This window comes from Methanobrevibacter sp., assembly GCF_045112895.1.
Lineage (GTDB): Archaea > Methanobacteriota > Methanobacteria > Methanobacteriales > Methanobacteriaceae > Methanocatella.
Genome location: NZ_JBGUIH010000009.1, coordinates 1 through 24,138, shown reverse-complemented (window position 1 = coordinate 24,138; position 24,138 = coordinate 1). Strand labels below are relative to the sequence as shown.

26 protein-coding genes are annotated in these 24,138 nt (G+C 36.2%); 20 read left to right on the top strand and 6 right to left on the bottom strand.

What is annotated here, in order from left to right:
* Positions 1–300 precede the first annotated feature (300 nt).
* The 5 genes from ACJMLD_RS02110 to ACJMLD_RS02090 all read left to right on the top strand — a co-directional run bounded on the left by ACJMLD_RS02110 (position 301) and on the right by ACJMLD_RS02090 (position 6,423).
* Complete coding sequence (locus ACJMLD_RS02110; protein ID WP_405267523.1) at positions 301–1,041, top strand: SDR family NAD(P)-dependent oxidoreductase; 741 nt, start codon at positions 301–303, stop codon at positions 1,039–1,041.
* A gap of 68 nt (positions 1,042–1,109) precedes the next feature.
* Positions 1,110–2,153, top strand: a complete 1,044-nt coding sequence (locus tag ACJMLD_RS02105) for an NAD(P)-dependent alcohol dehydrogenase (protein ID WP_405267522.1) — start codon at positions 1,110–1,112, stop codon at positions 2,151–2,153.
* A 131-nt stretch (positions 2,154–2,284) separates the two neighbouring features.
* Positions 2,285–4,090 (top strand): ABC transporter ATP-binding protein, encoded by a 1,806-nt coding sequence (locus ACJMLD_RS02100; protein ID WP_405267520.1) that lies wholly within the window; start codon positions 2,285–2,287, stop codon positions 4,088–4,090.
* A 1-nt stretch (position 4,091) separates the two neighbouring features.
* Positions 4,092–5,882, top strand: a complete 1,791-nt coding sequence (locus ACJMLD_RS02095) for an ABC transporter ATP-binding protein (protein WP_405267518.1) — start codon at positions 4,092–4,094, stop codon at positions 5,880–5,882.
* On the top strand, positions 5,875–6,423 hold the full coding sequence (locus ACJMLD_RS02090; protein WP_405267516.1) for a MarR family winged helix-turn-helix transcriptional regulator: 549 nt from the start codon (positions 5,875–5,877) through the stop codon (positions 6,421–6,423). Before ACJMLD_RS02095 ends, ACJMLD_RS02090 begins: the two co-directional genes overlap by 8 nt.
* A gap of 55 nt (positions 6,424–6,478) precedes the next feature.
* On the opposite strand, the gene ACJMLD_RS02085 is transcribed toward ACJMLD_RS02090, so the two are convergent.
* Entirely contained in the window at positions 6,479–7,279 is an 801-nt protein-coding gene (locus ACJMLD_RS02085; RefSeq protein ID WP_405267514.1) for a DUF169 domain-containing protein, read from the bottom strand.
* Between the two features lie 219 nt (positions 7,280–7,498).
* Between ACJMLD_RS02085 and ACJMLD_RS02080 the strand changes: the two genes are divergently transcribed.
* The 7 genes from ACJMLD_RS02080 to ACJMLD_RS02050 all read left to right on the top strand — a co-directional run bounded on the left by ACJMLD_RS02080 (position 7,499) and on the right by ACJMLD_RS02050 (position 11,739).
* On the top strand, positions 7,499–7,924 hold the full coding sequence (locus tag ACJMLD_RS02080) for a hypothetical protein (protein WP_405267512.1): 426 nt from the start codon (positions 7,499–7,501) through the stop codon (positions 7,922–7,924).
* A 286-nt stretch (positions 7,925–8,210) separates the two neighbouring features.
* The gene (locus ACJMLD_RS02075) at positions 8,211–9,068 is read left to right on the top strand and encodes a DUF1002 domain-containing protein (protein ID WP_405267510.1); all 858 of its coding nucleotides are present in this window, start codon (positions 8,211–8,213) and stop codon (positions 9,066–9,068) included.
* Positions 9,069–9,260: 192 nt separating this feature from the next.
* Positions 9,261–10,247, top strand: coding sequence for a homoserine acetyltransferase (locus ACJMLD_RS02070; RefSeq protein ID WP_405267509.1), 987 nt, complete (start codon positions 9,261–9,263; stop codon positions 10,245–10,247).
* A 402-nt stretch (positions 10,248–10,649) separates the two neighbouring features.
* The gene (locus ACJMLD_RS02065; protein ID WP_405267554.1) at positions 10,650–11,237 is read left to right on the top strand and encodes an acyltransferase; all 588 of its coding nucleotides are present in this window, start codon (positions 10,650–10,652) and stop codon (positions 11,235–11,237) included.
* Positions 11,238–11,257: 20 nt separating this feature from the next.
* Positions 11,258–11,416 carry a rubredoxin gene (locus tag ACJMLD_RS02060; protein ID WP_405267507.1) on the top strand — a complete coding sequence of 53 codons (159 nt, stop codon included), beginning with the start codon at positions 11,258–11,260 and terminating at the stop codon, positions 11,414–11,416.
* An 83-nt stretch (positions 11,417–11,499) separates the two neighbouring features.
* Positions 11,500–11,619 carry a rubredoxin gene (locus ACJMLD_RS02055; protein WP_292750918.1) on the top strand — a complete coding sequence of 40 codons (120 nt, stop codon included), beginning with the start codon at positions 11,500–11,502 and terminating at the stop codon, positions 11,617–11,619.
* Positions 11,620–11,628: 9 nt separating this feature from the next.
* A complete protein-coding gene (locus ACJMLD_RS02050; RefSeq protein ID WP_405267505.1) occupies positions 11,629–11,739 on the top strand; it encodes a rubredoxin-like domain-containing protein in 111 nt (36 codons plus the stop codon).
* A 16-nt stretch (positions 11,740–11,755) separates the two neighbouring features.
* Here ACJMLD_RS02050 and ACJMLD_RS02045 read toward each other — a convergent pair whose 3' ends face one another.
* Positions 11,756–12,355 (bottom strand): YigZ family protein, encoded by a 600-nt coding sequence (locus ACJMLD_RS02045; protein WP_405267503.1) that lies wholly within the window; start codon positions 12,353–12,355, stop codon positions 11,756–11,758.
* Positions 12,356–12,422: 67 nt separating this feature from the next.
* Here ACJMLD_RS02045 and ACJMLD_RS02040 point away from each other — a divergent pair, with 67 nt between their 5' ends.
* Complete coding sequence (locus tag ACJMLD_RS02040) at positions 12,423–12,830, top strand: hypothetical protein (protein ID WP_405267501.1); 408 nt, start codon at positions 12,423–12,425, stop codon at positions 12,828–12,830.
* A gap of 7 nt (positions 12,831–12,837) precedes the next feature.
* Here ACJMLD_RS02040 and arfB read toward each other — a convergent pair whose 3' ends face one another.
* From arfB to ACJMLD_RS02025, 3 genes are read right to left on the bottom strand one after another with little or no spacing between them, the layout of a single operon-like run.
* The gene (gene arfB, locus ACJMLD_RS02035; protein WP_405267499.1) at positions 12,838–13,530 is read right to left on the bottom strand and encodes a 2-amino-5-formylamino-6-ribosylaminopyrimidin-4(3H)-one 5'-monophosphate deformylase; all 693 of its coding nucleotides are present in this window, start codon (positions 13,528–13,530) and stop codon (positions 12,838–12,840) included.
* 9 nt (positions 13,531–13,539) lie between these two features.
* The gene (locus tag ACJMLD_RS02030; protein WP_405267497.1) at positions 13,540–14,022 is read right to left on the bottom strand and encodes an RNA-binding protein; all 483 of its coding nucleotides are present in this window, start codon (positions 14,020–14,022) and stop codon (positions 13,540–13,542) included.
* Between the two features lie 55 nt (positions 14,023–14,077).
* Positions 14,078–14,584, bottom strand: coding sequence for a type II toxin-antitoxin system antitoxin SocA domain-containing protein (locus ACJMLD_RS02025; protein ID WP_405267495.1), 507 nt, complete (start codon positions 14,582–14,584; stop codon positions 14,078–14,080).
* Between the two features lie 308 nt (positions 14,585–14,892).
* Here ACJMLD_RS02025 and ACJMLD_RS02020 point away from each other — a divergent pair, with 308 nt between their 5' ends.
* The 4 genes from ACJMLD_RS02020 to ACJMLD_RS02005 all read left to right on the top strand — a co-directional run bounded on the left by ACJMLD_RS02020 (position 14,893) and on the right by ACJMLD_RS02005 (position 16,339).
* Positions 14,893–15,123, top strand: a complete 231-nt coding sequence (locus ACJMLD_RS02020) for an LSm family protein (RefSeq protein WP_116591755.1) — start codon at positions 14,893–14,895, stop codon at positions 15,121–15,123.
* Between the two features lie 60 nt (positions 15,124–15,183).
* Positions 15,184–15,372, top strand: coding sequence for a 50S ribosomal protein L37e (locus ACJMLD_RS02015; RefSeq protein WP_067042784.1), 189 nt, complete (start codon positions 15,184–15,186; stop codon positions 15,370–15,372).
* Between the two features lie 159 nt (positions 15,373–15,531).
* A complete protein-coding gene (locus ACJMLD_RS02010) occupies positions 15,532–15,942 on the top strand; it encodes a hypothetical protein (protein WP_405267493.1) in 411 nt (136 codons plus the stop codon).
* 7 nt (positions 15,943–15,949) lie between these two features.
* Complete coding sequence (locus tag ACJMLD_RS02005; protein WP_405267491.1) at positions 15,950–16,339, top strand: hypothetical protein; 390 nt, start codon at positions 15,950–15,952, stop codon at positions 16,337–16,339.
* 5 nt (positions 16,340–16,344) lie between these two features.
* Here ACJMLD_RS02005 and ACJMLD_RS02000 read toward each other — a convergent pair whose 3' ends face one another.
* Positions 16,345–16,680, bottom strand: coding sequence for a hypothetical protein (locus ACJMLD_RS02000; protein ID WP_405267489.1), 336 nt, complete (start codon positions 16,678–16,680; stop codon positions 16,345–16,347).
* 179 nt (positions 16,681–16,859) lie between these two features.
* On the opposite strand from ACJMLD_RS02000, the gene rnc reads away from it, so the two are divergent.
* The 3 genes from rnc to ACJMLD_RS01985 all read left to right on the top strand — a co-directional run.
* Positions 16,860–17,531, top strand: coding sequence for a ribonuclease III (gene rnc, locus ACJMLD_RS01995; RefSeq protein WP_405267487.1), 672 nt, complete (start codon positions 16,860–16,862; stop codon positions 17,529–17,531).
* Entirely contained in the window at positions 17,532–18,998 is a 1,467-nt protein-coding gene (locus tag ACJMLD_RS01990) for a homoserine O-acetyltransferase (protein ID WP_405267485.1), read from the top strand.
* 444 nt (positions 18,999–19,442) lie between these two features.
* The coding region (locus tag ACJMLD_RS01985) for a right-handed parallel beta-helix repeat-containing protein (protein ID WP_405267483.1) at positions 19,443–24,138 on the top strand (4,696 nt) is incomplete at its 3' end.

Here is a 24,138-nt window from a genome sequence, read left to right as displayed (position 1 = left end):
ATAAGATTTAAGCTTATATATAATAGATGCAATAATATTGCTCTGATAAAAGAATAGAATATTCTTTTCTTTTTTTTTTCTTTTTTATGAAATTTCTCACTTCCTTTGATATTTGTGAGGCTTTATAGGATTTTTCACGAAATGAATCAACTTTCATATGAATGATAATTAAGGTAAACTGGTTATCTCTAAATATCATATAGCAAATTTTCAGTTTCACTTGATTTTTTTAAAAAATTTTCAATAAATATAAAAATATCAAACTGCATAAATAATATTACAACTATTTAAGGTGAAAAAATGGCAAAAAATGCAATAATTACAGGTGGTTCCAGAGGAATCGGTAAGGCAATGGCTTTAAAACTTGGTGAACTCGGATACAATGTAGCTATCAACTACAGAAGCGACTCATCCAAACAATTGACCGAAGATTTAATCGAAGAAATCAAATCAGAATATGGTGTAGAGGCTATTGCCGTACAAGCGGACGTAAGTAAATTTGAAGACTGCAAAAAATTGGTCGAAGCAGCTGTTGAAGCATTCGGAGACCAAATCGATGCATTGGTAAACAACGCAGGTATCACAAACAACTGCAATTTCATTGACTTGCAGCCGGAACAATATGAAGCTGTAATCAACACAAACCTCGTAAGTATGATGCACATGTGCCACTTGGCACTTCCTTACATGGTAGACCATGACAGTGCAATCGTATGTACAGCATCTGTTGGCGGTTTGACTGGTGTAATCAACCAAGCTGACTACTGTGCTGCCAAAACCGGTGTAATCGGATTATGCCGTGCACTTGCTTTAGAATTTGCACCAAGAAAAGTAAGGGTCAACTCAATTGCACCTGGTATGATCATGACTGACATGCTTCGCGGTGTAAATCAAGACGAATTGAACGCACTTGCTGCAACAATCCCTCTCGGACACATTGGTGAAGTTGAAGAAATCGCAGGCGCTTTAGAATACATATTGACTGCAGACTACTTAACTGGACAGGTTATTTCACCTAACGGAGGATTTGTATTACAATAAGGTTATTTAACCCTTATGAATCTCATTGAATTATAATTTAATGAATAAAATTAGAATGAGGAATAAAAATGGCTGAAACAATGAAAGCTTGGAGGATAAACGAATTAGGAAAACCTCCTGTATTGGAGGACGTACCTATACCAGAACCAGGATTTGGCGAAATCTTAATCAAAATGAAAGGTGCAGGAATGTGCAGAACCGACCTTGAAGTCATTGACGAAGGTTTCATTACAGTTCCATTCGTAGGACCATTCACATTCGGTCACGAAAACGCAGGAACTGTTGCAAAACTCGGACCTGGAGTCGACACTGTCGAAGTCGGACAAAACGTTATTGTAGACACATTGCACGCATGCGGTAAATGTCAATACTGTCTTTCCGGTCGTGACAACTTCTGTGAAGTTGCAAGTGCACGCGGTCTTAAGGAAGACGGAGGAATGGCAGAATACATGATTGCCGATGCAAGGGAAGTTGCACCTTTAGGCGATCTTGACCCTACAGAATATGTGGCATTGGCAGATGCAGGATTATCCCCATATGGAGCTGTGCAAACTGCAAAACCATTCATTCCAAACAACGGTACCGCTGTTGTTATCGGTGTAGGAGGACTTGGATTCTACTGCTGCCAATATCTGGCTTTAACAACATCTGCCCGTGTTATCGTAGTCAACAGATCCGCTGACAAGATGGCTAAAATGACTGACTTCGGTGCTGACGAATTGGTTGTTTTAGATGAAAATGCATATGACAAAATCATGGAATTGACTGACGGCAAAGGTGTAGACGCTGTATTTGACTTTGTAGGTAGAGACAACAGTTTAGAGCTTGCTGCACAAATCACCAAAGGATTAGGTCTCATTTCCATTTTAGGTCTTGGTGGAGGAACACTCCCTGTAAGCTGGACTACAGTCAAACCTGGTGTTATGGTAAGGTTGACCCAAGGTGGAACTATCACTGACCTTTACGAAATCATGGACTTGGCAAAAGCAGGAAAAATCACAGTTCAAGCTCAAAAGTATCCGTTCAGTAAAGTTCTTGAGGCTCTTGACGACTTGAGAAACGGAAGAGTTGAAGGTAGGGCTGTCATTACCTTCGAAGAATTCGATGAATAAATTTATAAAGGACATCTTGTCCTCTTTTATCTTTTTTTTTAAATAATGTCTTTTGGTATTTTAGTGATAATATTTATATAACTTAAAATCTAAAGGTACCTTTAGGAAATTAAAATTAAAGCAGGAAAATCATGAATATAACTAAAACACTAAAGACTATGGGAAAACTGCTCAGTCCGTTAAAAAAGAGCATAATTCCACTTTTTCTTATTGTCGCATTCCTATTGGTTGATGTTTACTGCAACCTGACTCTGCCGGCATATACTGCAGATATTGTGGATGTAGGTATACAGAACACTGATTTCAACTACATAATAAGTGTAGGGACCATGATGATGGCCATGGTCCTGATAGGAGTATTGGCTACAATAGGCCTTTCATACTTCTCAAGTAAAGTGTCAGCGGCATATGGGAGGGACTTAAGGAAAATAAGCTATGACAAGATTTTGAAATTTTCAAATTTTGAATTAAATGAAATATCAAGGGCATCTCTTATTACACGTAATACCAACGACGTATATCAGATACAGATCTTTTTGGGCCTATTCTTTACGACAATACTGTTTTCACCGATATTGGGTATAGGAAGCATAATCAAGGCATTGGAGCTTGGAACCAATCTGTTATGGATTATCGGAGTGACATTTGCCGCAGTAGCTATACCTTTTGTCATAATATTTATAAGTGTTGTACCTTACTTTAACAGAATGCAGGAATTGACAGACAGAATCAATCAGACTTCAAGGGAAATATTGATAGGCATGCCTGTCATTAAGGCATTCGTAAGGCAAGATTACGAAGAAAAAAGATTTGAAGAGACAAATGAGGATTTCAGATTGGTAAACTTAAGAGTTTTTAGAGTCCTTTTAGTTTTAATGCCTGCAATGACTTTGTTCTTAAATCTGATGATTGTTCTTATTCTATACTTCGGGGCATATGATGCAATTAGAGGAGAAATATTGACCGGAACAATCATAGCGTTCATACAATATGCTACACAGATAGTAATGGCATTCTTGATGATGGGAGGATTCTTTGTAATGATTCCAAGAATCTTAGTGTCAGGAAGACGTGTCGCTGAAGTGATAAATATGGAAATATCAATCAGTGACGGCCCGGTCGATAAGATAGATGACAATCCTGTCATGGAATTTAAAGATGTAACCTATATCTATCCTGGAAGCGAAAAGGAAATATTGAAAAATATCAATTTCAAATTGGAAAAGGGAAAGACCACTGCAATAATCGGTGGAACCGGGAGCGGAAAGTCCACAATTTTAAATTTAATCCCACGTCTTCAGGATGTAAGTGGTGGTGAAATCCTGGTCAATGATAGGAATATCAAGGATTATAAATTGTCCGTCCTGAGGGAGAGAATCTCCTATGCTCCTCAAAAGGCAATTCTTTTTGAAGGGACAATAAGGTCAAACATGCAGATAGGCAAGGAAGATGCAAGCGATGAAGAGATTAGAAAGGCATTGGACATGGCGGAAGTTGACTTTATAGAAAGTTTGGATGATGAGGTTTTACAGGGAGCATCCAATTTTTCAGGAGGACAGAAGCAACGCCTTCAGCTGGCAAGGTCAGTGGTATCTGACCGTGACTTCTATCTGTTTGATGACTGCTTTTCAGCACTTGACATGAATACGGAGGCAAAGGTGAAGGAAAACTTGAAGGGCCTGAAAGAAAATTCATCCATGCTCATCATCTCACAGAGGATTTCAACAATTATGGATGCCGATGAAATAATAGTGCTTGATGAAGGCAAAATAATCGACAAAGGCAGCCATGATTACTTGAATGAAAACTGCAGCATATATAGGGAAATTGTATCATCTCAAATAGAAAAGTCCAAAGAGTTGCTATATGATGAGGAAGAATCCTCTAATTACATTATAGATACTGATTATATCAAAAAGACTGCGGGAGGCAAATGATATGGCAAGAAAACCGAGAAGGGCGCCTCCTGAAAAACCGGCAAATACCAAACAATCCATAAAAAACATATTCAGTCTTTTAATGGGATACAAACTAAAACTAAGTTTAACAGTTATTTGCGGAATCATATCAACAGTATTTTCAGTAATAAGTCCGCTATTAATAGGATTCGCTACGACTGCAATATTTGATGGGATAAACTCCGGAAATATGAATATGGAATACATAATCAATCTGCTCATAACAGTCGTGATTCTATATGTCATAAGTGCAGTCTTCTCATATCTTCAAAGCTACCTCCTGCTTGACATAACAACTGACATAAGCTATAATCTAAGAAGAGATTTGATTGAAAAGATCACCCATCTGTCAATGGGGGATTTGGATAAGAACACTAGAGGGGATATCTTGTCAAGGATTACAAACGACGTGGATTCCCTGCAGTCAGGTATCGTTCAGACATTCAACCAATTGTTGACTGGAGTCGTTACGATAGTTGGAGTTACCGTAATGATGCTGTCCATTAACCTATGGCTGACACTCACTACAATAGTGCTGGTTCCAATCGCATTTTTTATCATAATTAAAATTACCAAATTCTCACAGGATTACTATCTAAAACAATTGGAATACAGGGGACGGCTGAATGGACAAATCGAAGAGTCATTTACAGGTCATGAAATCATCCGTTCATTCAACCAGGAAGAGGAATCCATGAATATCTTTGATGAGGAAAACGAAAACTGGTATGAACAAGAATGGAAATCCAAGTTCTTTTCAAGCCTATCCGGTCCTTTTGTGCATTTCATCTCCAACTTGCAATATGTAATCATATCAGTTCTCGGAGCGGTGCTTGTGCTTCAAAGGGCAATAAGCGTTGGAGACATTTTGGCATTTATCCAATACTCCAAAAACTTCACAACCCCAATCGAGCAGATAACAAGAATCATGAACATGATACAGACCGCAATGGCGGCAAGCGAGAGAATATTCGAATTCCTGGAAATTAACGTTGAAGAAAATCCATCTAAAGATCAAATCAATGAGATAAATGATGAAATCAGCTTTGAAAATGTCAATTTCGGCTACACAGAAGACGAATTGATAATAAAGGATTTGTCATTTAAGGTTAAAAAGGGAGAAAAGATAGCTATTGTAGGTGAAACCGGAGCGGGCAAGACAACAATTGTAAAACTGCTCATGAGATTCTATGACTTGAACAGCGGTGAAATAAAGATTGATGGTGTAAACATCAACAAATACGACAAGCACAGTATCAGGTCTCTTGTAGGCATGGTGCTTCAGGATACATGGCTGTTCAATGATACCATCTTCAATAATATCCGCTATGGAAAATTGGATGCCACTGAAGAGGAAATCATAGCTGCTTCAAAGGAAGCGCATGCAGACAATTTCATAATGCAAAACCCTGAAGGATACGAAATGATGCTGAATGAGGATGCAGACAACATTTCCCATGGCCAAAAGCAGCTTCTGACAATTGCAAGAACCATCCTTTCAAACAAACAGATATTGATTCTGGATGAAGCGACTTCATCAGTCGATACAAGAACAGAAAAACTGATTCAAAAGGCTATGGATAGGCTGATGAAAGACAGAACCAGCTTCATAATAGCCCATAGGCTTTCAACCGTCAGGGATGCCGACAAGATAATCGTGATTGATGATGGCCAAATTATCGAACAGGGCACTCATGAAGAACTGTTGGAACAGAAGGGATACTATTACAATACATTGAACAGTCAGAGCAGGGTGATTTCATATGAATGATATTGACCAGATAAACAATCATTTGCTGTTCTATAAGTTCTCCATGATTAATGAAATTCTGGATCAAAGGAATAAAAAGCAAAATCCTGAAATGAAGAGCATTACAAAAGGTCAAGGCAGACTGATTGTTCTTTTAAAGCGAAAGGACAAGTTATCCACTAAGGACCTCTCTGAAATATTGAATATCAGTGTCAGCTCTCTCAATGAAACCCTAAACAAACTGGAACAAAAGAACTTCATCAAGAAAGTTCCCTCAGAAAAGGACAAAAGGATTCTGCTTGTTGAACTGACGGAAGAAGGCAGAAACCTCAAATTTAAGGACCATAAGGACATTGACATTTTCGACTCCTTAAGCGAGGATGAAAAGGAAAATCTGAATGATTATCTGAATCGCCTGATATTGGATATCCATAACAAGTTCAAGGAAGAGGAACCTGAAAGGTACGAAAAAATTGTTAAAAATAGGCAGGAAATCTTTGAAAAGTACTTTAAAAACGATAAGCATCATGAAGAATGGGTAAAACTAATGATTTGCAAATAAAAATAGAAAAACCAGTTGGAAATGCTTCCAACCCGAGAATAATTTTGAATGTGGTTCATTTAAACTTTTGCCACAGTTCAGTTTGAAGAACGCTTTTTTTGCTGACTTCTTCAAGTTTCAGGAACAGCTTCCACGGCATTGACAAGTGCATGTACTCATTTGGAATGAAGTGTTTCATTTTTCTTTTTCCCGCAAAGTCAATTGGACTTAAAATAGGTTTGGGATCATCACTTTCACCTTGCCTGAATGTAAAGCTGCCGATTGCCTGGCAGGAGGATGCCTGTGGGGTTAAAACATATGCACCTTCTGTTCTAAATGATGTATTAATCTGGATTAGAGCAGTCAATTCAACAGGATTAACGGTAAAGATTACGGATAGTGGTATTTCACCGTCTTCCAAATCCTCAAGACCCTTGAATATCACATAATCTTCGCTGTCATAGATTGGACGATTTTTTATATTTGTTTTTGCGGTTTCAAAGTCGGTAAATATTCTCTCGCCTTCCCTGAACATTTCCCTTGTGTGTTTTTTCATATAGCCTAATCGGGTTTCGTATTCCTCTCTATTCGGTGCTGATTCAACGCCGCAGGAGAGAAATGTTGCCTGAAAGTCAAGAGCATCCTCATCTTTAAATCCGTCTCCCCAACCAAAGCCTGTAGCAAGTCCACCACAGGTAATGTTTTCACGGCCAAAACAGCTGGTTTTTCTTTTGGCTATTGTCTGTGCAATGAAACTCATCACACATCCGCCTTTTCCCTCTTTAGGTCCTATTGCATTTTCCGGTTTGGTGTTGCTTTTGATCAGTACTATCGGCGGGAATCTGAAATCCATCTCTTTTGTGATATTGCTTTGCATTTTAACTACCTCTAATTGTAATTTTGTAGTTCTGAATTTATATTGATTTTGAAAAAATCTTAATAGGCAATATATTTTTTAAGTTAATTTGCTTGCCAGAAGAATAGGTAACCTGTGTTAGCGCACCTTATCGTCTAGCTATTTATTTTCGAACCTCTTTTTGTTTTCTGATACATTAGACTTAAATATTTATAAAAATAATATATTATCATGACTTTCATGAATAATGGTGCAAATATAAAACAGTTCAAACTGATTAAATTCATTAATGAAAATTGTGATGATGACCATGTTATATCAAAAATTTCAATTGTGCTTCGCAGGGATAAAGTAGAAGCTCCTTATTATATGGATACTAAGATTAGGTTATCTTCCTGTATTGATATGCAAGATAATGGAATTATCCATGCAATGAATCTATTGAACCATAATAGAATGCATAATTTGACTGAAGAGAAATATAATGAAATCAAATCATTAATTATTGATATGTTCGATAACGAGGATGAAGAAGACCAAGTTAAGATTTTTAAAGATGACAAACGGCTGAAGATAGTTTTGATGTCAAAAAATGATGATGAATTCATGAACCTTTTTGAAAACTACCATGAACTTTTTGATAAAATCGATAATCTGATTGATTAGGTTATATACCTTAATTTAAAATCATATTCGATTTTCAAAAACCTTGGCGTTAATGTCAAATCCAATTCATTAAATCAAAGGAAGAATGGTGGCTATTTATTATATTGACTTTAATTTTCATTATTCTATAGATGATATAATCAATAAAATATCGTCCTTACCGTAAGAATTACAATGGGAGTAACATTTTTCAAAGGATAGGAAGTGTGTGATATATCCACCAGACTGTAACATTTAAATACTACTTCCGCTAATTTATGATAGGAATTCAAAAGAGGTGATAAAAATGCGTAAGATTACTATGCTAGTATTAGCGTTAATCCTTGTTGGCATGCTAATCCCAGCAGGATTTTCAACTGATTCCAATGTCGTAATAACTTATGGTGAAACAACCTATGCAAATTCTGACTACAAATCTTTCGTTGACAATTTCTTTGTCAACCAAGCAAACGTTGATATGAATAATGTTGCTGTAAAAACAATTACAGCTAATCAAGTAAATCAAATCTCAGGTGGAATTACAGGCAAATATTACAATTCAAATCAAATATTGTCTTCAGCGCTTGTGGATTTAAATGATAATGCTGACTTGAAAGTAAGTGTGGACAAATCAAAAATCACCACAATAACCGGTGATATGTACATTTCAGCTTTGAAATCCGCTGGAATCACTAAAGGCCATGTGTATGTAACAAGTCCTGTTCAAGCGACCGGAGAGTCCGCTCTTGCAGGAATAATGAACTCTTATGAAGTAGCGACTGATGTCGAAATTCCGGACAGTGTAAAAGAAGCTGCAAGCGATGAAATTTATACTGAAGCAGAAATTGTGGATAATTCAGATGTAAGCGCTGAAGAGCTATCACAATTGGTGGATGATGTAAAGGAACAAGTTTCAAGTGACAATATTACAGACCACGACACAATCGTCAATATCATCAACAATTATGTTGAAAACAACAACATCAACATAACATATAATGATATTGAGAACTTGGCGGACACAATTGAACAAGTGCAAAATGTTCAGGGGGATGTAAACTACTACCAAGACCAAGTAGGTGACATCTTTGGTGATACTTCCGCCAGTGGCTTTTCACTTGACGGACTTTTGGATTGGATTAGATCCTTTGTAAATGGGATTTAATTCCCCTCTTTTTTTATTTTTTAAGTAAATATTTTTATTTTGCTAATTCCTTTTGCATCTTATTTTGGTGTGGCATTATTTAGATTCAGCAAATGTTCAAGTTTATAGCTGAATAACATATTTTTTATAAAGGTTTATAATTAAATAGCATATTTTATATATTTTGTTTGTCAAATTTTGTAATAGATAACAATGAGTGGAAATTTTAGATTTAGCTATGATAAATACATTATGAAAGAATTTGAGTTTGACTATGGCAGGGTTCTTGATAATTTGCAGGTTGAATATGCTACTAGAGGAACTCCAAAATATGATGATGATGGCAATATCATCAACGCTTTCATATTCTGCCACAGATTCAATGGGGACTATTCCTCTTTTGATGAATTGAGTCATTTAATAGGTCCTGATAGCATATTGTCTGATTATAACTTCTTTTATATTTCAATCACATCTCTAGGATTTCCGGAATCTTCTTCGCCATCTACAACCAATTTAAAGCAGGATTTTCCACAATATTCCATTAAGGATTGCGTTAATTTCAAAAGAAGATTTTTAGCTGAAAAATTCAACATAACGAAAGTTCTTGGCATTTTGGCCGTAGGATTTGGGGGATATGAGGCCTATACATGGGCATGCGAATATCCTGATGAAATGGAATTTCTGATTATTGGGCACAGTTCCTTTAAAACAAATGGGCAGCGTTATATTTCTCATAAGGTTATAGATTCTATGATTTCTTCATCTGATGATTATTACGATGAGGATATCTACAGTCATTCCATATCTAGAGTTATAGTTTCAATTAATCGATTGATTTTTTCTCAACAATTCTCCAAAAAGCTATTTAATGATTTAACTTTAAATGAAATCGATTCATTGATGGATGAATTTGTTGATGAAGGTTTATTTACAGACATATATGACTTAAAATTTAGAAATGATGCTATTTTAAGCTACAATGTAGAGGATAAATTAACCAATATTAAAGCGAAAACATTGATTGTCAGCGATTTGGATAGTAGCTATTATTCTCTTGAATTTGATACTGAGCCCCTCAAAGATAAAATTGAAAATCTGAGCATTTTCATTTTCGATGGAAAGGACTTCTTTTTCAGTGATGACTACTCATTATTTTTCAACGTGTTCAAAGAATTTTTAGAAGAGTTTAAGGTATAACATTCCTTTGGATTAATATAATAATAAATTATAATGGATTTTATTTCTTGGAAATACTAAGAAATTACCATCTAGTATATATACTATTTATAAACATACATTAAATCATTAATATATTAAAGGTTTGATAATATGGTTAGATTTTCACAAACTCTTGGGGATGGACAGTCAAAAAACAGAGAAAGGCCGTATGAACAGCACAAGGACAATCCTTATTATATAAGTGATGAAAAACAGCCTCGTGTAGTTCAAATGCCAAGAGATGACAGATTGTATTCTCAACCTCCAAGACAGGTCTATCAACAAAAGCCAGTCTATAATGAGGATAAATTCTATAGGCAGCCTCAAAGGGAAGAGCCGACTGAAATTGTCTATGAAAAACCTGTGATTGAAAGGGAATCCATCAAACCGGATTTATCAAAACCAGAATTAGAGTTTCCTGCTGACCAGAACATCCAATTCGGTGTTGAATATGCTCCAAACTCAAAACCGCCGGTCATCGGTAAAAACTACACCATAAGATCAAACTCAATTATTTACAATGATGTGGTTATTGGAGATAATTTCAGAACAGGACACAATGTTGTAATTAGGGAAAACACCAACATCGGTGACGATGTCCTAATAGGAACTAACACTGTAATTGAGGGGGATGTGATTATTGGAAACGATGTCAGCATTCAATCCAATGTATATATTCCAACTAATTCTGTAATTGAAGATAATGTGTTTATCGGACCTTGTGCTTGTTTTACAAATGATAAGTATCCCGTAAGAATCAATTATGAACTTCAAGGACCTAAAATCAGACGTGGAGCTTCCATAGGGGGCAACACAACATTCCTGTCCAATGTTGAAATCGGTGAAGGGTCCATTGTTGCTGCCGGAGCTATTGTAATACATTCCGTTCCGCCATTCTATTTGGCTATCGGAACTCCTGCTCGCATCAAACCTCTTCCAGACCATTTGAAAGTTCCTAATAGATTCTAATTATTAAAGGAGATTATTTTATGGCTCAATATAAGTGTAAGATTTGCGGATATACAATCGATGAAGACAACTATGAAGAAGGCTTAAGCATTCCGGCAGGCACCCTATTTGAGGATTTGCCAAGTTCCTTCAAATGCCCAAAATGTCGCATGCCTAAGGCAATGTTTGAAAAAATTTAAATAATTTTATATATTGATTAAATGAAAAATAATATTAATTAAATTATATAATTTAATACAACTATTTAAGGAGATTGTTAAATATGGCAAAATTTAAATGTAAACTTTGCGGATACACAACCGAAGAATTTGAAGAACTCCCAGAAGACTTTAAATGTCCTATGTGCGGTGCAACCGCTGACATGTTTGAAAAAGTAGAATAGGTGCTTTAAATGGCTTATGTCTGTAAAGTATGCGGATTCGTTTTAGAAGAAGACGAATTACCAGAAGATTTTGTATGCCCAGTTTGTGGCGTACCTGCAGCAAACTTTGAAGAAGCATAATCTTCTTCATTTTTTTTTAATTTTTTTCCAAAAATTGCTTGTTTTTAAAACTGACACTAATTTTTCCAGAGTATTTTTCAAATATTCTTAAAATGTCTCTGCCGTCTTTTGATACAACATCATAGATGACTTTGTCTGAATATTGCTTGTCGATGACTTCCAGATTGTTGTTTCTAACTTCACTGTCTGCTGTTTTGATTTCTGAGTATTCAAAAACAAGTTCATAAACTTCATATTCTTCAATCTCAAGTATTTCGGCTTCACCGATGGCTTCCATGACTGATTTGGAATATGCCCTTACAAGCCCTCCTGCTCCAAGCTTGATTCCGCCGAAGTATCTTGTTACGACTGCAGTCACATTGTGAAGTTCATTTTTCCTTAAAACATTTATCATAGGTTTGCCTGCAGTTCCGCCAGGCTCGCCGTCATCGTCAAAGCCTTCACCGTCGCTTACTATATATGCGGTACAATTATGTGTTGCATCAGAGTACTGTTCATTTAGTTTTCGAATAATCTCTTTGGATTCGGCTTTTGTTTTTGTTGGAAACAAGGAACATATAAACTGAGATTTTTTAATGTTTATTTCGCTTTGAGTTGCTTTTTTAATAGTTTTCATCGTATCCATATCTTTTTATATTAGTGTAAACATATTATTGTTAGTTAATTTTATAGGGTGTATAACATTGTCAAGTAGATCCGCTACAGTTTTAGTAATTTTTATAGTTGCCATTATCGCTTTTTGCTTTGCATGTGTCTGTGCATCTATAACAGGTCCGATTTCAATATTGCCTAATGAAAGTGATACTGGAGGCATTCTGGATAATCTTTCAGCCATTACTGATGACACTGGAGACAGTGGAGAGAGTTACGGCAATCCATATTCCGATGACTATAGCTCTTCCAGTCAGGATTATTCATCTTCCAGCGATTCAGATGTAGAGACTACAGTCGACGATTCATCATCTGATGATGAGTCTGACAGTTCAAGTTCTACTTCATCAACTAGTTCTTCTTCAAAGGTTGAAACTACAACTGAAGAGACTAGTTATTCTAGTGTTGAAACTACTGTTGACAAACCTGATTTTCAATAAATATTTTTTAAAAGTCCAATAACTTTTCAACGTCAAGTATTACGGAGTTAATAGCTAGATTAAACAACCTTTCTCCGTACTCTTCATCCACATAAACCCCGTTTTCTTCAACGTCTCTTGCACCTTCTTCAATGTTTGGATCATCTTGACGCGCCTGTTTGAATCCATATAGGCCAACTTCCTCATATTCCCTAACGTTTGCCTGGTTTTCAACTTCACTTTCATTGATGATTCCCAATACTTTGGCCATTGACAGCTCGCCGCTTCCTCCATGAGGGCCTTCTGATGAGATTACCTTATTGTTAAACACGATAGCCAAATCGGTTTTATCTTCTATATCCCATAATTCTGTCACTAAAGGAATATTGCCCCCATGTGCATTGACAATAACTACTTTTTCTATATTTAGGAATTCTTTAGCGGAATTAAGGGTGTTGATTACATTATCTTTTAAAACATCAAGGGAAACATGCACTCCATGGTCAATAGTGTCCAATTCATAAGCTGGAAAGATTATTCCTAAAAATTTGGCTCCGGTTTCAAGCGAGGATTTAAATGCGATATATGCAGCAATTTTGGCATCAGTATCAATCGGAAGTGCAGGGCCATGGTTTTCAAGGTGTGAACCGAGGGCAATTATGCCGATTTTGTGGACTTCGGGATTTCTGATTTTGCCTGCCCTGTATCTCAATTCAGCCATATGGTCACCTCATAATTCAAAGTTCCAGATATCATCGCCGACATAGTGTTTTGTTGATACGGCTTTTCCGGAATCGTTTTCAACCATTTCTTCACCAGTGATTAGGCTTACTCCTATAGCCAGTGGCTTTCCATGTGTTTCATCTATAATCAAAACAATATCTCCTGCTTCAACGCCCTCACTTGCAGCTACGATTCCAGGGCTCATTATGTCAGCGCCGTTGCTTACGAATCTGATTGCTCCCATGTCTACAGTCACTGTTTTTGCATCAATTTCATTGGCGAGTGCTGCTTTAAGTGTTGGAAATGGCTTATCATCAATTATTATGATGTATGGTTCGCCATCCACTAATATAAATGAATTAGGTTCTGCTTCAAGTATTTCTATATTTTTCTTGCCTTGAAGTAAATTGCCGTATTCGCCTAATTCTTCCTTAATCTCTTTTATTTTCTTTTTTTTCAGGAAATTTCTTTTTTTAACTTTTATTGCCATGTTAACCCCAAATAGTTTTTTAATGGATAATATTTTGTCTTAAGAATAAATAAATCTATTTATTTTGTAATCTAATTTTTCTTGCGGAATATTTTTCATTTCTGGAAAAAACATACCTGCAATCAATATTTTCACCGAATTCAGCTATTATCATGGGCGGATCTTTTATTGCATATTTTATCATGGCGCTTGCATTGTTGTTGCTTAATTGCCTAATCGAAAAGTCGATGATTTCAAGCTCCTTTCTGCTGAATCTTACGGTTGGAATTATTGTTGGATAATATCTATGGATTATCCTGTGGTAGTAGGGCTCCTTTCTTAAAAATAGCTGTCTTTTGCCAATCAGTTCGTTTGTAACTTCATTGAAATGTTTCGGCTTTATGCCCTTTTTTGATTTTATATAGGTTTCTTTCGTAAGCAATTTCCCGTAAAGTTCGTAATGGTTAAAATCAATGAAATATAATAGGCTGCAAAGTACGGTTTTTCCCAGATGTTGCTTATCATACGATTGGGATAGTATGTAGAATATTAGGTCAATATATTTTTGGCGATCGAATTTCATGGTGGTGCCTGTGATGGTTGAGTGAATATATCTTTGGGGCTTGGGGGTTATAATTGAAGTGTGAGAGCATTTGAAAAATAATTTAAATATCTTGATGTTAATAATTAGTATTGTTGTTATTTTTTCATTCTTTTTGGTTAAAATAAAGTAACATTTATATAGTAGGTTAGTTATAATTAATAGTATTAGTTTTAATTAGGTTTTGTCTTATCTTAACTTGATTATATTATGTCTAATAATGAGTATTTTTTTACTCGATTCATATTGAAAAACTATTTAAAAATTATGTAATAATATAAGGTGATATAATGAGCGGACAAAATGTTCAAAGGCCACTTGACGCATTAGGAAAATCTGTAGACTCTCCAGTTTTAATAAAACTCAAAGGAGATCGTGAATTTAGAGGTATACTTAAGAGCTTTGATTTACACATGAATTTAGTTCTTAATGATGCAGAAGAGTTACAAGACGGAGAAGTTACTAGAAGACTCGGTGTTGTGCTCATTAGAGGAGATAATATTGTTTATATCTCACCATAAATATTATTCAATAATTATTTTGAAATTATAATTCTTACTATAGATTAAGGAGGTGTATCGATGTCAAAGGGAACTCCATCAATGGGTAAAAAGAATAAAAAGACCCATATCAGATGCAGAAGATGTGGTAGAAACACTTACCATATACGTAAAAAAGTCTGTGCTTCCTGTGGATTTGGTAAATCTAAAAAATTAAGGAGATACAGCTGGCAAAATAAAAAACCAACTACTAGGCAAAGACTAGTATAAGTTGGCAAAAGCTTGAAGATTATTAAATTAATCTTCTTCAAACTACTTTTTTTCAAAATTTAATATAACATATATCGAATGGCTATTTTTTAGATAAGTATTTATAACAATTGAGTTAATATTAGGTTAATTATTACTAAATTATTTAAGGTGACTATCATGTCTGAATTAGTTGATATCGCTAAAGAAAACGATGTAGATTTAGAGAATTGTGTTGTTTTTGTAAGGGGAAACGACGATATACTGGCTGTTGATATTTCAAATGCCGGAATAAAACAGAGAAGTGATGACACAATGGGTTTTACCTTTTCAATTTCTCCAAAACAAGCATTGGCACTTGAAGAATACTTTAATAAATTTGCTACTGGAGAAAAATTCTACTTTGACATTTCACAAACTGGCTATAGGCCCGTATACTACAGAGGATTATCTCCAATGACCAAAGAGGTAAGTTCAGAATATCATCCAAAGTTCAATATAACTTTATTTGCTCAAAAAGCTGTTGTAGAACCTGAAGACTCCTATTTTGCACCAAAATGTGCTTGCTGTGAGTTTTGCCACATTGGATAGTGATTAAATGATTGACTCCCAATTTTCAAATTATATTAGAATAACTCGTAAAAAAACAGATGAAACCATTAAATTGGATCAAAGAAGGGTTAAGATAAGAGAAAACGAAAATGGTCTGATGGCCATAAGTTATGTTGCGCCGGTATTCGAAATAATGGATTTGGAGGATTTTTTCAGTGAAGTGATATCCTCTGAAAAATTGAATATGGATATTGGCGATACAGGTGACTTCACTGTAAGCTATAGAGGAATAATTGACGGCAAAGGAAAAAATCTCCCTCAAAACTTGGACCATAAGATCATTCTATTGCAGGAACCGACCTGCTTAGACAAAAGGGAAGAATTTCAAGTCACAGGATTTTCAAAGTTTAAGCCGAAAAACGAAATTTCACAATAATTTTTTTAAAGTTCGTCTTCTACTGCTTCCCATAAGTCAACTGCCCAGCCTTGGGCACCATCAATTACCATATCAAGCAATCTTACTTTGCCATCTCTAAAGCGGAATAGTCTGTAGTCCTGCTGTGGCTTTTTAGCGCTTCCTTCCTTATTGCAATCGAGATATATTCCTTCATCATACTTTTCTTCAAAGTCTCCTGCCTGGACAAAATCTCCAACAAGGGAATATCCATTTTTCACGCTTTTGTCTAATTTGGTGATGGTTTTCAGCCATCCGCCCTGTGCTCTGAATTTTATGTCAGGGTCGATTTTTGTAATTTCTTCTTTCCAATTTATAATCATATTACCAAATCCTTTTTAATCTTACTTTAATTTTGGATGCTTATAAAAAAAGTCCGAGAGAGCATTTGAAAAGAAATATATAACAATAGTTATATACAATAAAGATATAATTAGTTATATATAATTAAAATTCCAAAGTTATTAATGTAAAATTTAATTTATCTCTTGGGCTTTTACTTATGAATCTATTTGAAAAATTTAATATAAAAACTGAAAATGAACATCTATATGAAATAGCATTTACACATGGCTCCTATTCAACTCATATGGGATTGGATTACAATTATGAAAGATTGGAGTTTTTAGGAGACTCTGTTTTAAGCGTAATTGTATCTGAGTATTTATATGAAAAATATCCTCAATACGAAGAAGGCAAGCTTACAAAACTAAGGGCCAATTATGTTTGCCAATCAGCATTAATCTATTATTCACATGAATTGGGACTCCAGGATTATCTTAAAGTAACTGTTGAGGAATCAAATCTAACAAAAAATGAGGTATTGTCCATTACTGCAGATATTTTTGAATCATTTTTAGGAGCAATATTCCTGGATCAGGGAATGGAATTTGCAAAAGAGTATATATCTAAAGTAATCTTCAAGTATATTGATGAAAATAGAATATTCTTCGCAGATTATAAATCTGCAATGAAGGAATATGGGGATGCGAAAGAATTAGATATTTCATATGAAGTTTTAGAGGAATATGGAGTGCCCCATGATAAGACATTCATCATATCCATTCTGATTGATGGCGTAGAGATGGGTGTTGGAAAAGGAAAGAATAAAAAGGAAGCAGAACAAGCAGCTGCAAAGATAGCTATCGAAAAATTAAATATTAAGGTGTTTTAAATGTATGAGGAATCTGTTGGTGTTGTTGAAACGGAATATCTTAACATCAAGGAGCCTATTGAATTGGATAGTGGCCAAACTCTTGAAGAAGTCACTGTTGCTTATGAAACTTATGGTGAACTTAACAAACAAAAATCCAATGCAATTTTGGTTTGTCATGCTCTAACCGGTGATGCTCACGCAGCAGGCTGGCATAAAGGCGACAAAAAGCCTGGCTGGTGGGAGATAGTAATAGGCCCCGGCAAAGCATTGGACAGTGAAAAATACTTTATCATTTGTTCTAATGTATTAGGGGGATGTAAAGGGACAACCGGCCCAAGCTCAATCAATCCAAAAACAGAAAAAGAATATGGCCTTGAGTTTCCTGTAATTACAATCAGCGACATGGTCAAGGTTCAAAAGAAATTGGTTGACCATTTTGGGATTAACCAGCTATATGCCGTAATTGGTGGATCCATGGGCGGAATGCAGGTTCTTGAATGGATGGTATCCTATCCTAAAATGATGAAAAAGGCAATTCCTATAGCTACCGCAGCGATGTCATATCCGCAGCAAATTGCATTTAATGCTGTTGGTCGCCAATCAATATTTTCAGACCCTAATTGGAATGGCGGAAACTATTATGATTCCGGCAAAATTCCAAGAAATGGATTGTCACTGGCCCGTATGATAGCTCACATTACCTACTTAAGTGATGAATCGATGGATATCAAATTTGGACGTGGCCTTCAGGATAAGGATGAAATCAGTTATGACTTTACAGTTGATTTCCAAGTTGAAAGCTACCTAAAGCATCAAGGAGAAACATTCGTAAAGCGTTTTGATGCTAATAGTTATCTATACATTACAAAGGCAGTTGATTTGTTTGATTTATCTGTTAGCAACTCATTAATTGATGGCCTTAAGAATGTTGAAGCCAAGGTTGAAGTTATTTCTGTTGATTCCGACTGGTTATATCCATCTGAACAAAGCATGGAGATTGTAACCGCGCTTAATGCCAATGATATTGAGGTATCATATTCAGAGATAAAGTCAAATTATGGGCATGATGCTTTCTTGCTTGAAACAGGACAGCTAAATTATATCTTTGCCAAGTTCCTCTCAGACAATATTGTTGAAGACATAATGATGGAAGAGATAGCTACAATCAAAGGCAATGCTGATGTAACTGAAGCGGCTAAATTAATGTTGGATAAGCATGTAACTCATATTCCAGTCGTTACCGATGATTATAAGCTTATTGGAATTGTTACAAGTTGGGATTTATCAAAATCAATAGCCACTAACTCAAATCATCTGAAAGATATAATGACAACAACCGTCAAGTATTGTAATGCTAGCGATACTATAGAGGAAGTTGCCCGTCAAATGCGCAAATTTGATATATCCTGTCTTCCTGTTGTCGATGAGGATATGAAAGTTTTAGGTCTCATTACAACAGACCAAATAAGTAATTTACTCGGTTAAATTACTTCTTTTTTTTTAATTTTTTTTAGTGTCTCTATCGTTAAGTTTATACATTGATTTTTCATGTCCATATGCATGAGAGAAAACATGACGGCGGATGCATAGGTTTAGCATTGCTGTGCAGGTTGATTCTTAAAGTAGGACAGTTCAATGATTGAATATTTTACATCTGCCTTGAAGCCCATATTAATCATTATATATGCTGTAGCTACATAAAGATATATTGATATAGACTTATAAAAAAAATCTAATCGGTTTATGGTAATCAACATTAAAGAAGGTTTAGGATTCGATGAGTAATGAAAAAGGTTCGTATTAGTTTGCTTGGACTTTTTTTACTTAATGATTGAAATGGGCCGATTGCATTTTAGTTTGTATTTTGAAAATGTAAATTTGCTGTCGAACTTAAAAAATGTAATTTGTTGTTGAACTTTAATTTTAAAAATGGATGTGAATAAAACGATTAACAAGAAAAAGCTGTTCATCAGCGTTTTAATTGTATTAAGTGTTTTCATCTGTTTGACTTCTGTCGCAGCTCAGGATACTTTAGATGCCAACCTAACGCAGGATTTCAGTGATGAGGTTTCACAGGCCAGTGGAGACTATCAAAGCGAACCCCTGGAGGCGGAGATTGAGGAATCAACTTCCGATTTGAATTCAAAAGGGAATGGTTCGGTAATCAGCTCTGCATCTGATGAAAAGGATGTTTCTCAAGACAAGCTTGCTGCCACAAACAGCAAAGAACCGCTTGGAGACAGTATTTCTGTCAGTGATTACACATTCAGTGCTATTGGGGATGCTATTTATAATGCCCAGCCCGGCGATACCATCTATCTCACTTCAGGTACCTACTACAATGATTGGAATAAGAAGATTTCTATCAGTGCCAAGGAGAATATTACAATCATCGGTAATTCCGCAATATTGGACGCGCGAGGCCAATCAAGAATATTCAGCATTGACAATTCCAAGAATGTAATAATACAAAACATTGCATTCAAAAACGGCAAAACCCGTTTTTATGAAGATGGGGGTGCTATTTATTTGTCTGGTAGTCATGGTGCTCGTGTTTCTGATTGTAGTTTTGTGAATAACACTGCAGGTTGTAGTGCTATTTATTGGTATGGTAGTGATGGTTGTGTTTCTGGTTGTAGTTTTGTGAATAACACTGCCGATGCTGGTGGTGCTATTTATTGGTATGGTAGTGGTGGTTGTGTTTCTGGTTGTAGTTTTGTGAATAACACTGCAAAAGGTAGTGGTGGTGCTATTTATTGGTATGGTGATAGTGGTTGTGTTTCTGGTTGTAGTTTTGTGAATAACACTGCCGATGCTGGTTGTGCTATTTATTGGGATTGGAATGATGGTTGTAGTGTTTCTGGTTGTAGTTTTGTGAATAACACTGCAAGTGAGAATGTTATCTATTTCAACAATGATTATTATGGTAAAAATTTGGCTATTAACAACAATATTTTCTTAAATAACAGTTGTTCTAGTGAAATTTATTTCTGTGTAAGTGATGATGCTTCCAATATCGATTTCAATTGGTTTGGAAACAATGCAACCGACTATGCAGCGCAGCCAAACACGGTTAATATCGTCCCTAATAACTGGCTGTATATGAATGATACTGCCACCCATAGCGGAATTGCCGGCATAGACCCAACCGACATTACCTTTGACCTGTTTGTCTATAACAACAATGCAGGCACAACCGAAGGCAAGTACGCTAACACTTCCCTTCTCATGCCTGTCAAGCTGACAGTCACTGCAACCAACGGAAACGTTAACAAAAACGTCACAACATTCGGTGAAACAATCACATACATTCCAACAGGTCATGGAAAATCTAGAGTAACCGCACAGATAGCGAATGCAAAACAGACCTTTGAAATTCCCCTAGGGGACTTCGGCCTATTGCAGGACCTAATAGATAATGCCGGTGCAAATTCAGTTATCAATCTGACACGCAACTACACTTACAATGATTTGGACAACATGGATGATGGTGTACTGATAGATAACAGCAATGTCACAATCAACGGTAACGGATATACAATCGATGCAAAAGGCAAATCAAGAATATTCGCCCTTTTCCAATCCACAAATATAACAATACGGAACATTACATTCAAAAACGGGCACGCCAATGGACGTTTAGTTGGTGGTGGTGCTATTTATTTGAATGATGCTGATAGTTGTAGTATTTCCGGTTGTAGTTTTGTGAACAACACCGCATCTTATGATGATGGTGGTGCTATTTATTTGAATGATGCTGATAGTTGTAGTATTTCCGGTTGTAGTTTTGTAAGTAACTATGCATGGGAAAATGTTATTTATTTCCGCAATGTTTATGATGGTAAAAAAATAACTATTAACAACAATATCTTTTTAGATAATGATTGTCCTAGTGAAATTTCTTCCCTTGTAAGTGTTGCTGATCCTAATATCGATTTCAATTGGTTTGGAAACAATGTAACTGACTATGCTGTACAGCCAAACACGATTAATGTTGTCCCTAATAACTGGCTGTATCTGAATGCCACTGCCAGTCCAGATGAACTTTCAATTTTGGACTCATCAAACATTACATTTGACTTGTTTGTTTACAACAATACTTCACAAATGCCTGAAGACAAGTATGATTCTTATCTTCTCCTGCCGGTCAACCTGACAGTCACAGCAACCAAAGGAAACGTTAGTGAAAACTTCACACAATTTGGAGAGACAATCACATACGCTCCAGCAAGTCCAGGACCGGGCAGCGTAACCGCACAAATAGCGAATGCAAAACAGACAGTTGAACTTTCTCTAAAAGGGGACTTCGACCTATTACAGGAACTAATAGACAATTCCAGTGCAAATTCAGTCATCAATCTGACACGTAACTACACCTACAACGATCTGGACACAATCACTAATGGTGTAGTGATAAGAAACAGGAATGTCACAATCAACGGTAACGGATATACTATCGATGCGAAAGGCAAATCAAGAATATTCCAGATTGAAAGCTCTGATGGTGTAATAATACAGAATATTACATTCATAAACGGCTATTCGAGGAGTGGTTCTGGTGGTGCTATTGGTTTGTCCTATAGTGAGGGTGTTCGTATTTCTAATTGTAGTTTTGTGAATAACACTGCAGACAATTATGGTGGTGCTATTTATTGGTCTTATAGTGATGGTGGTTGTGTTTCTAGTTGTAGTTTTGTGAACAACACTTACAAAGGGAGTGAAAGTAGCGGTGCTGCTATTGATTGGTCTTATAGTGATGATGGTAGTATTTCTGGTTGCATTTTTGTAAAACACAATGCATGTGATATTGTTATATATTTCTACAACCAATTTAAGGGTACTAATTTGACTATTAACAGCAATATCTTTTTAGATAATGATTGTCATAGTGAAATCTCTTTCACTGAAAGTGATGATGCTTCCAGTATCGATTTCAATTGGTTTGGAAACAATGCAACCGATTATGCAGCGCAGCCAAACACAGTTAATATAAACCCTAATAACTGGCTGTATCTGAATGCCACCGCCAACCCAGATGTCCTCACAAGCCTAGACCCAACCGACATTACCTTTGACCTGTTTGTCTATAACAACAATGCAGGCACAACCGAAGGCAAATATGCTAACACTTCCCTTCTCATGCCTGTCAACCTGACAGTCACAGCAACCAATGGAAATGTTAGCAAAAACGTCACTCAATTCGGACAAACAATCACATACGCTCCAGATAAGGTGGGAACCGCTAGAGTGACTGCATCAATAGAAAACGCTCATCAAACTATTGAAATTAAGGTTAAGGATAATTTAACCCTTCAGGCCACCTGCAATCCTATATATTATGGTGATAATGCAACCATTATTGTCACAGGTTTTGCAAACGCTACCGGCGAAGCCAGGGCCTATGTTGGGGATGGACTTTACTGCGCAACTATTGTGAGTGGCGTTGCCACATTCACCGTTCCAGGCGTAATCGAAAATACCACAGCCCAAATCAAGTATTTTGATGATGAAAATTACAACAACGCTTCTACTGAGGTTCTCATTATCGTAGGGCCTAGGGATGCATCCGTAAGCGTTGCCAATGACACCATGGAGCTGAATGTTGGTTCCAATGATACAATCATTGCAACTACCTCTCCTGATGGCTTGAATGTGACATTTGCTTCCAGCAACGAATCCGTAGCAACTGTTGATGCAAACGGTACAGTTGTAGCTGTCAGTACAGGAACTGCCGTGATTACAGTCAGTATTGGTGATGACGTGGCATACGTCAAAAACTCAACCACTGTAGATGTGACAGTTGCCAAGATACCTACTGAAATCACGGTTTCAAGTGATTCTTTCGACTTGAAAGTTAGGGAAGGCACAGGTCATTTTGCTAATTTGACTCCTGGAGATGCGGGTGATTTGAATTACACTTCCAGTAATGAAAGCGTTGCTGTGGTCATGTTTGGTTCAATTGTCGGTGTTGGTGAAGGTACTGCTGTCATTACTGTTTCATTTGCAGGTAATGATAAGTATGCTGCTGCCGAGAATAAGACAATTAAAGTTACTGTTACTTTATGGGATGCCAGCGTCAGCGTTGAAAACGATACCATGGAGTTATTTGTCGGTGAAAACGGTACTATTGTTGCCACTACAAATCCGGAAGGTTTATCTGTTAATTATACTTCCAGTGACGAGTCTGTTGTGACTGTTGATGCTCAAGGCAATGTTGAAGCTGTTGGTGAGGGTAGTGCTGTTATTACAGTAAGCGTCGGTAACGGCGAATTCTTTGCTTATAATTCAACTGAAGTCTCCGTTACTGTAAGCAAAATACCTACCGAAATTATCTTAACTAATGATACTTTTGATTTGAAGGTTAATGAGTGGGTTAGTGATGTGGCTAATTTGACTCCTGCTGAAGCGGGCAATTTAACTTTCGTTTCCAGTGATGAAAGCATTGTCTTAGCTTCAGATGGCATGATATTTGCTCAAGGTAAAGGTTCTGCTACTGTTACAGTTTCATTTGCGGGTAATGATAAGTATGTGGCTGCTTTAAACAAAACAATTAATGTTAATGTTTCATTAAGGGATGCCAGAGTTAGCGTTGAGAATGATACTGTGGACTTGAATGTTGATGACA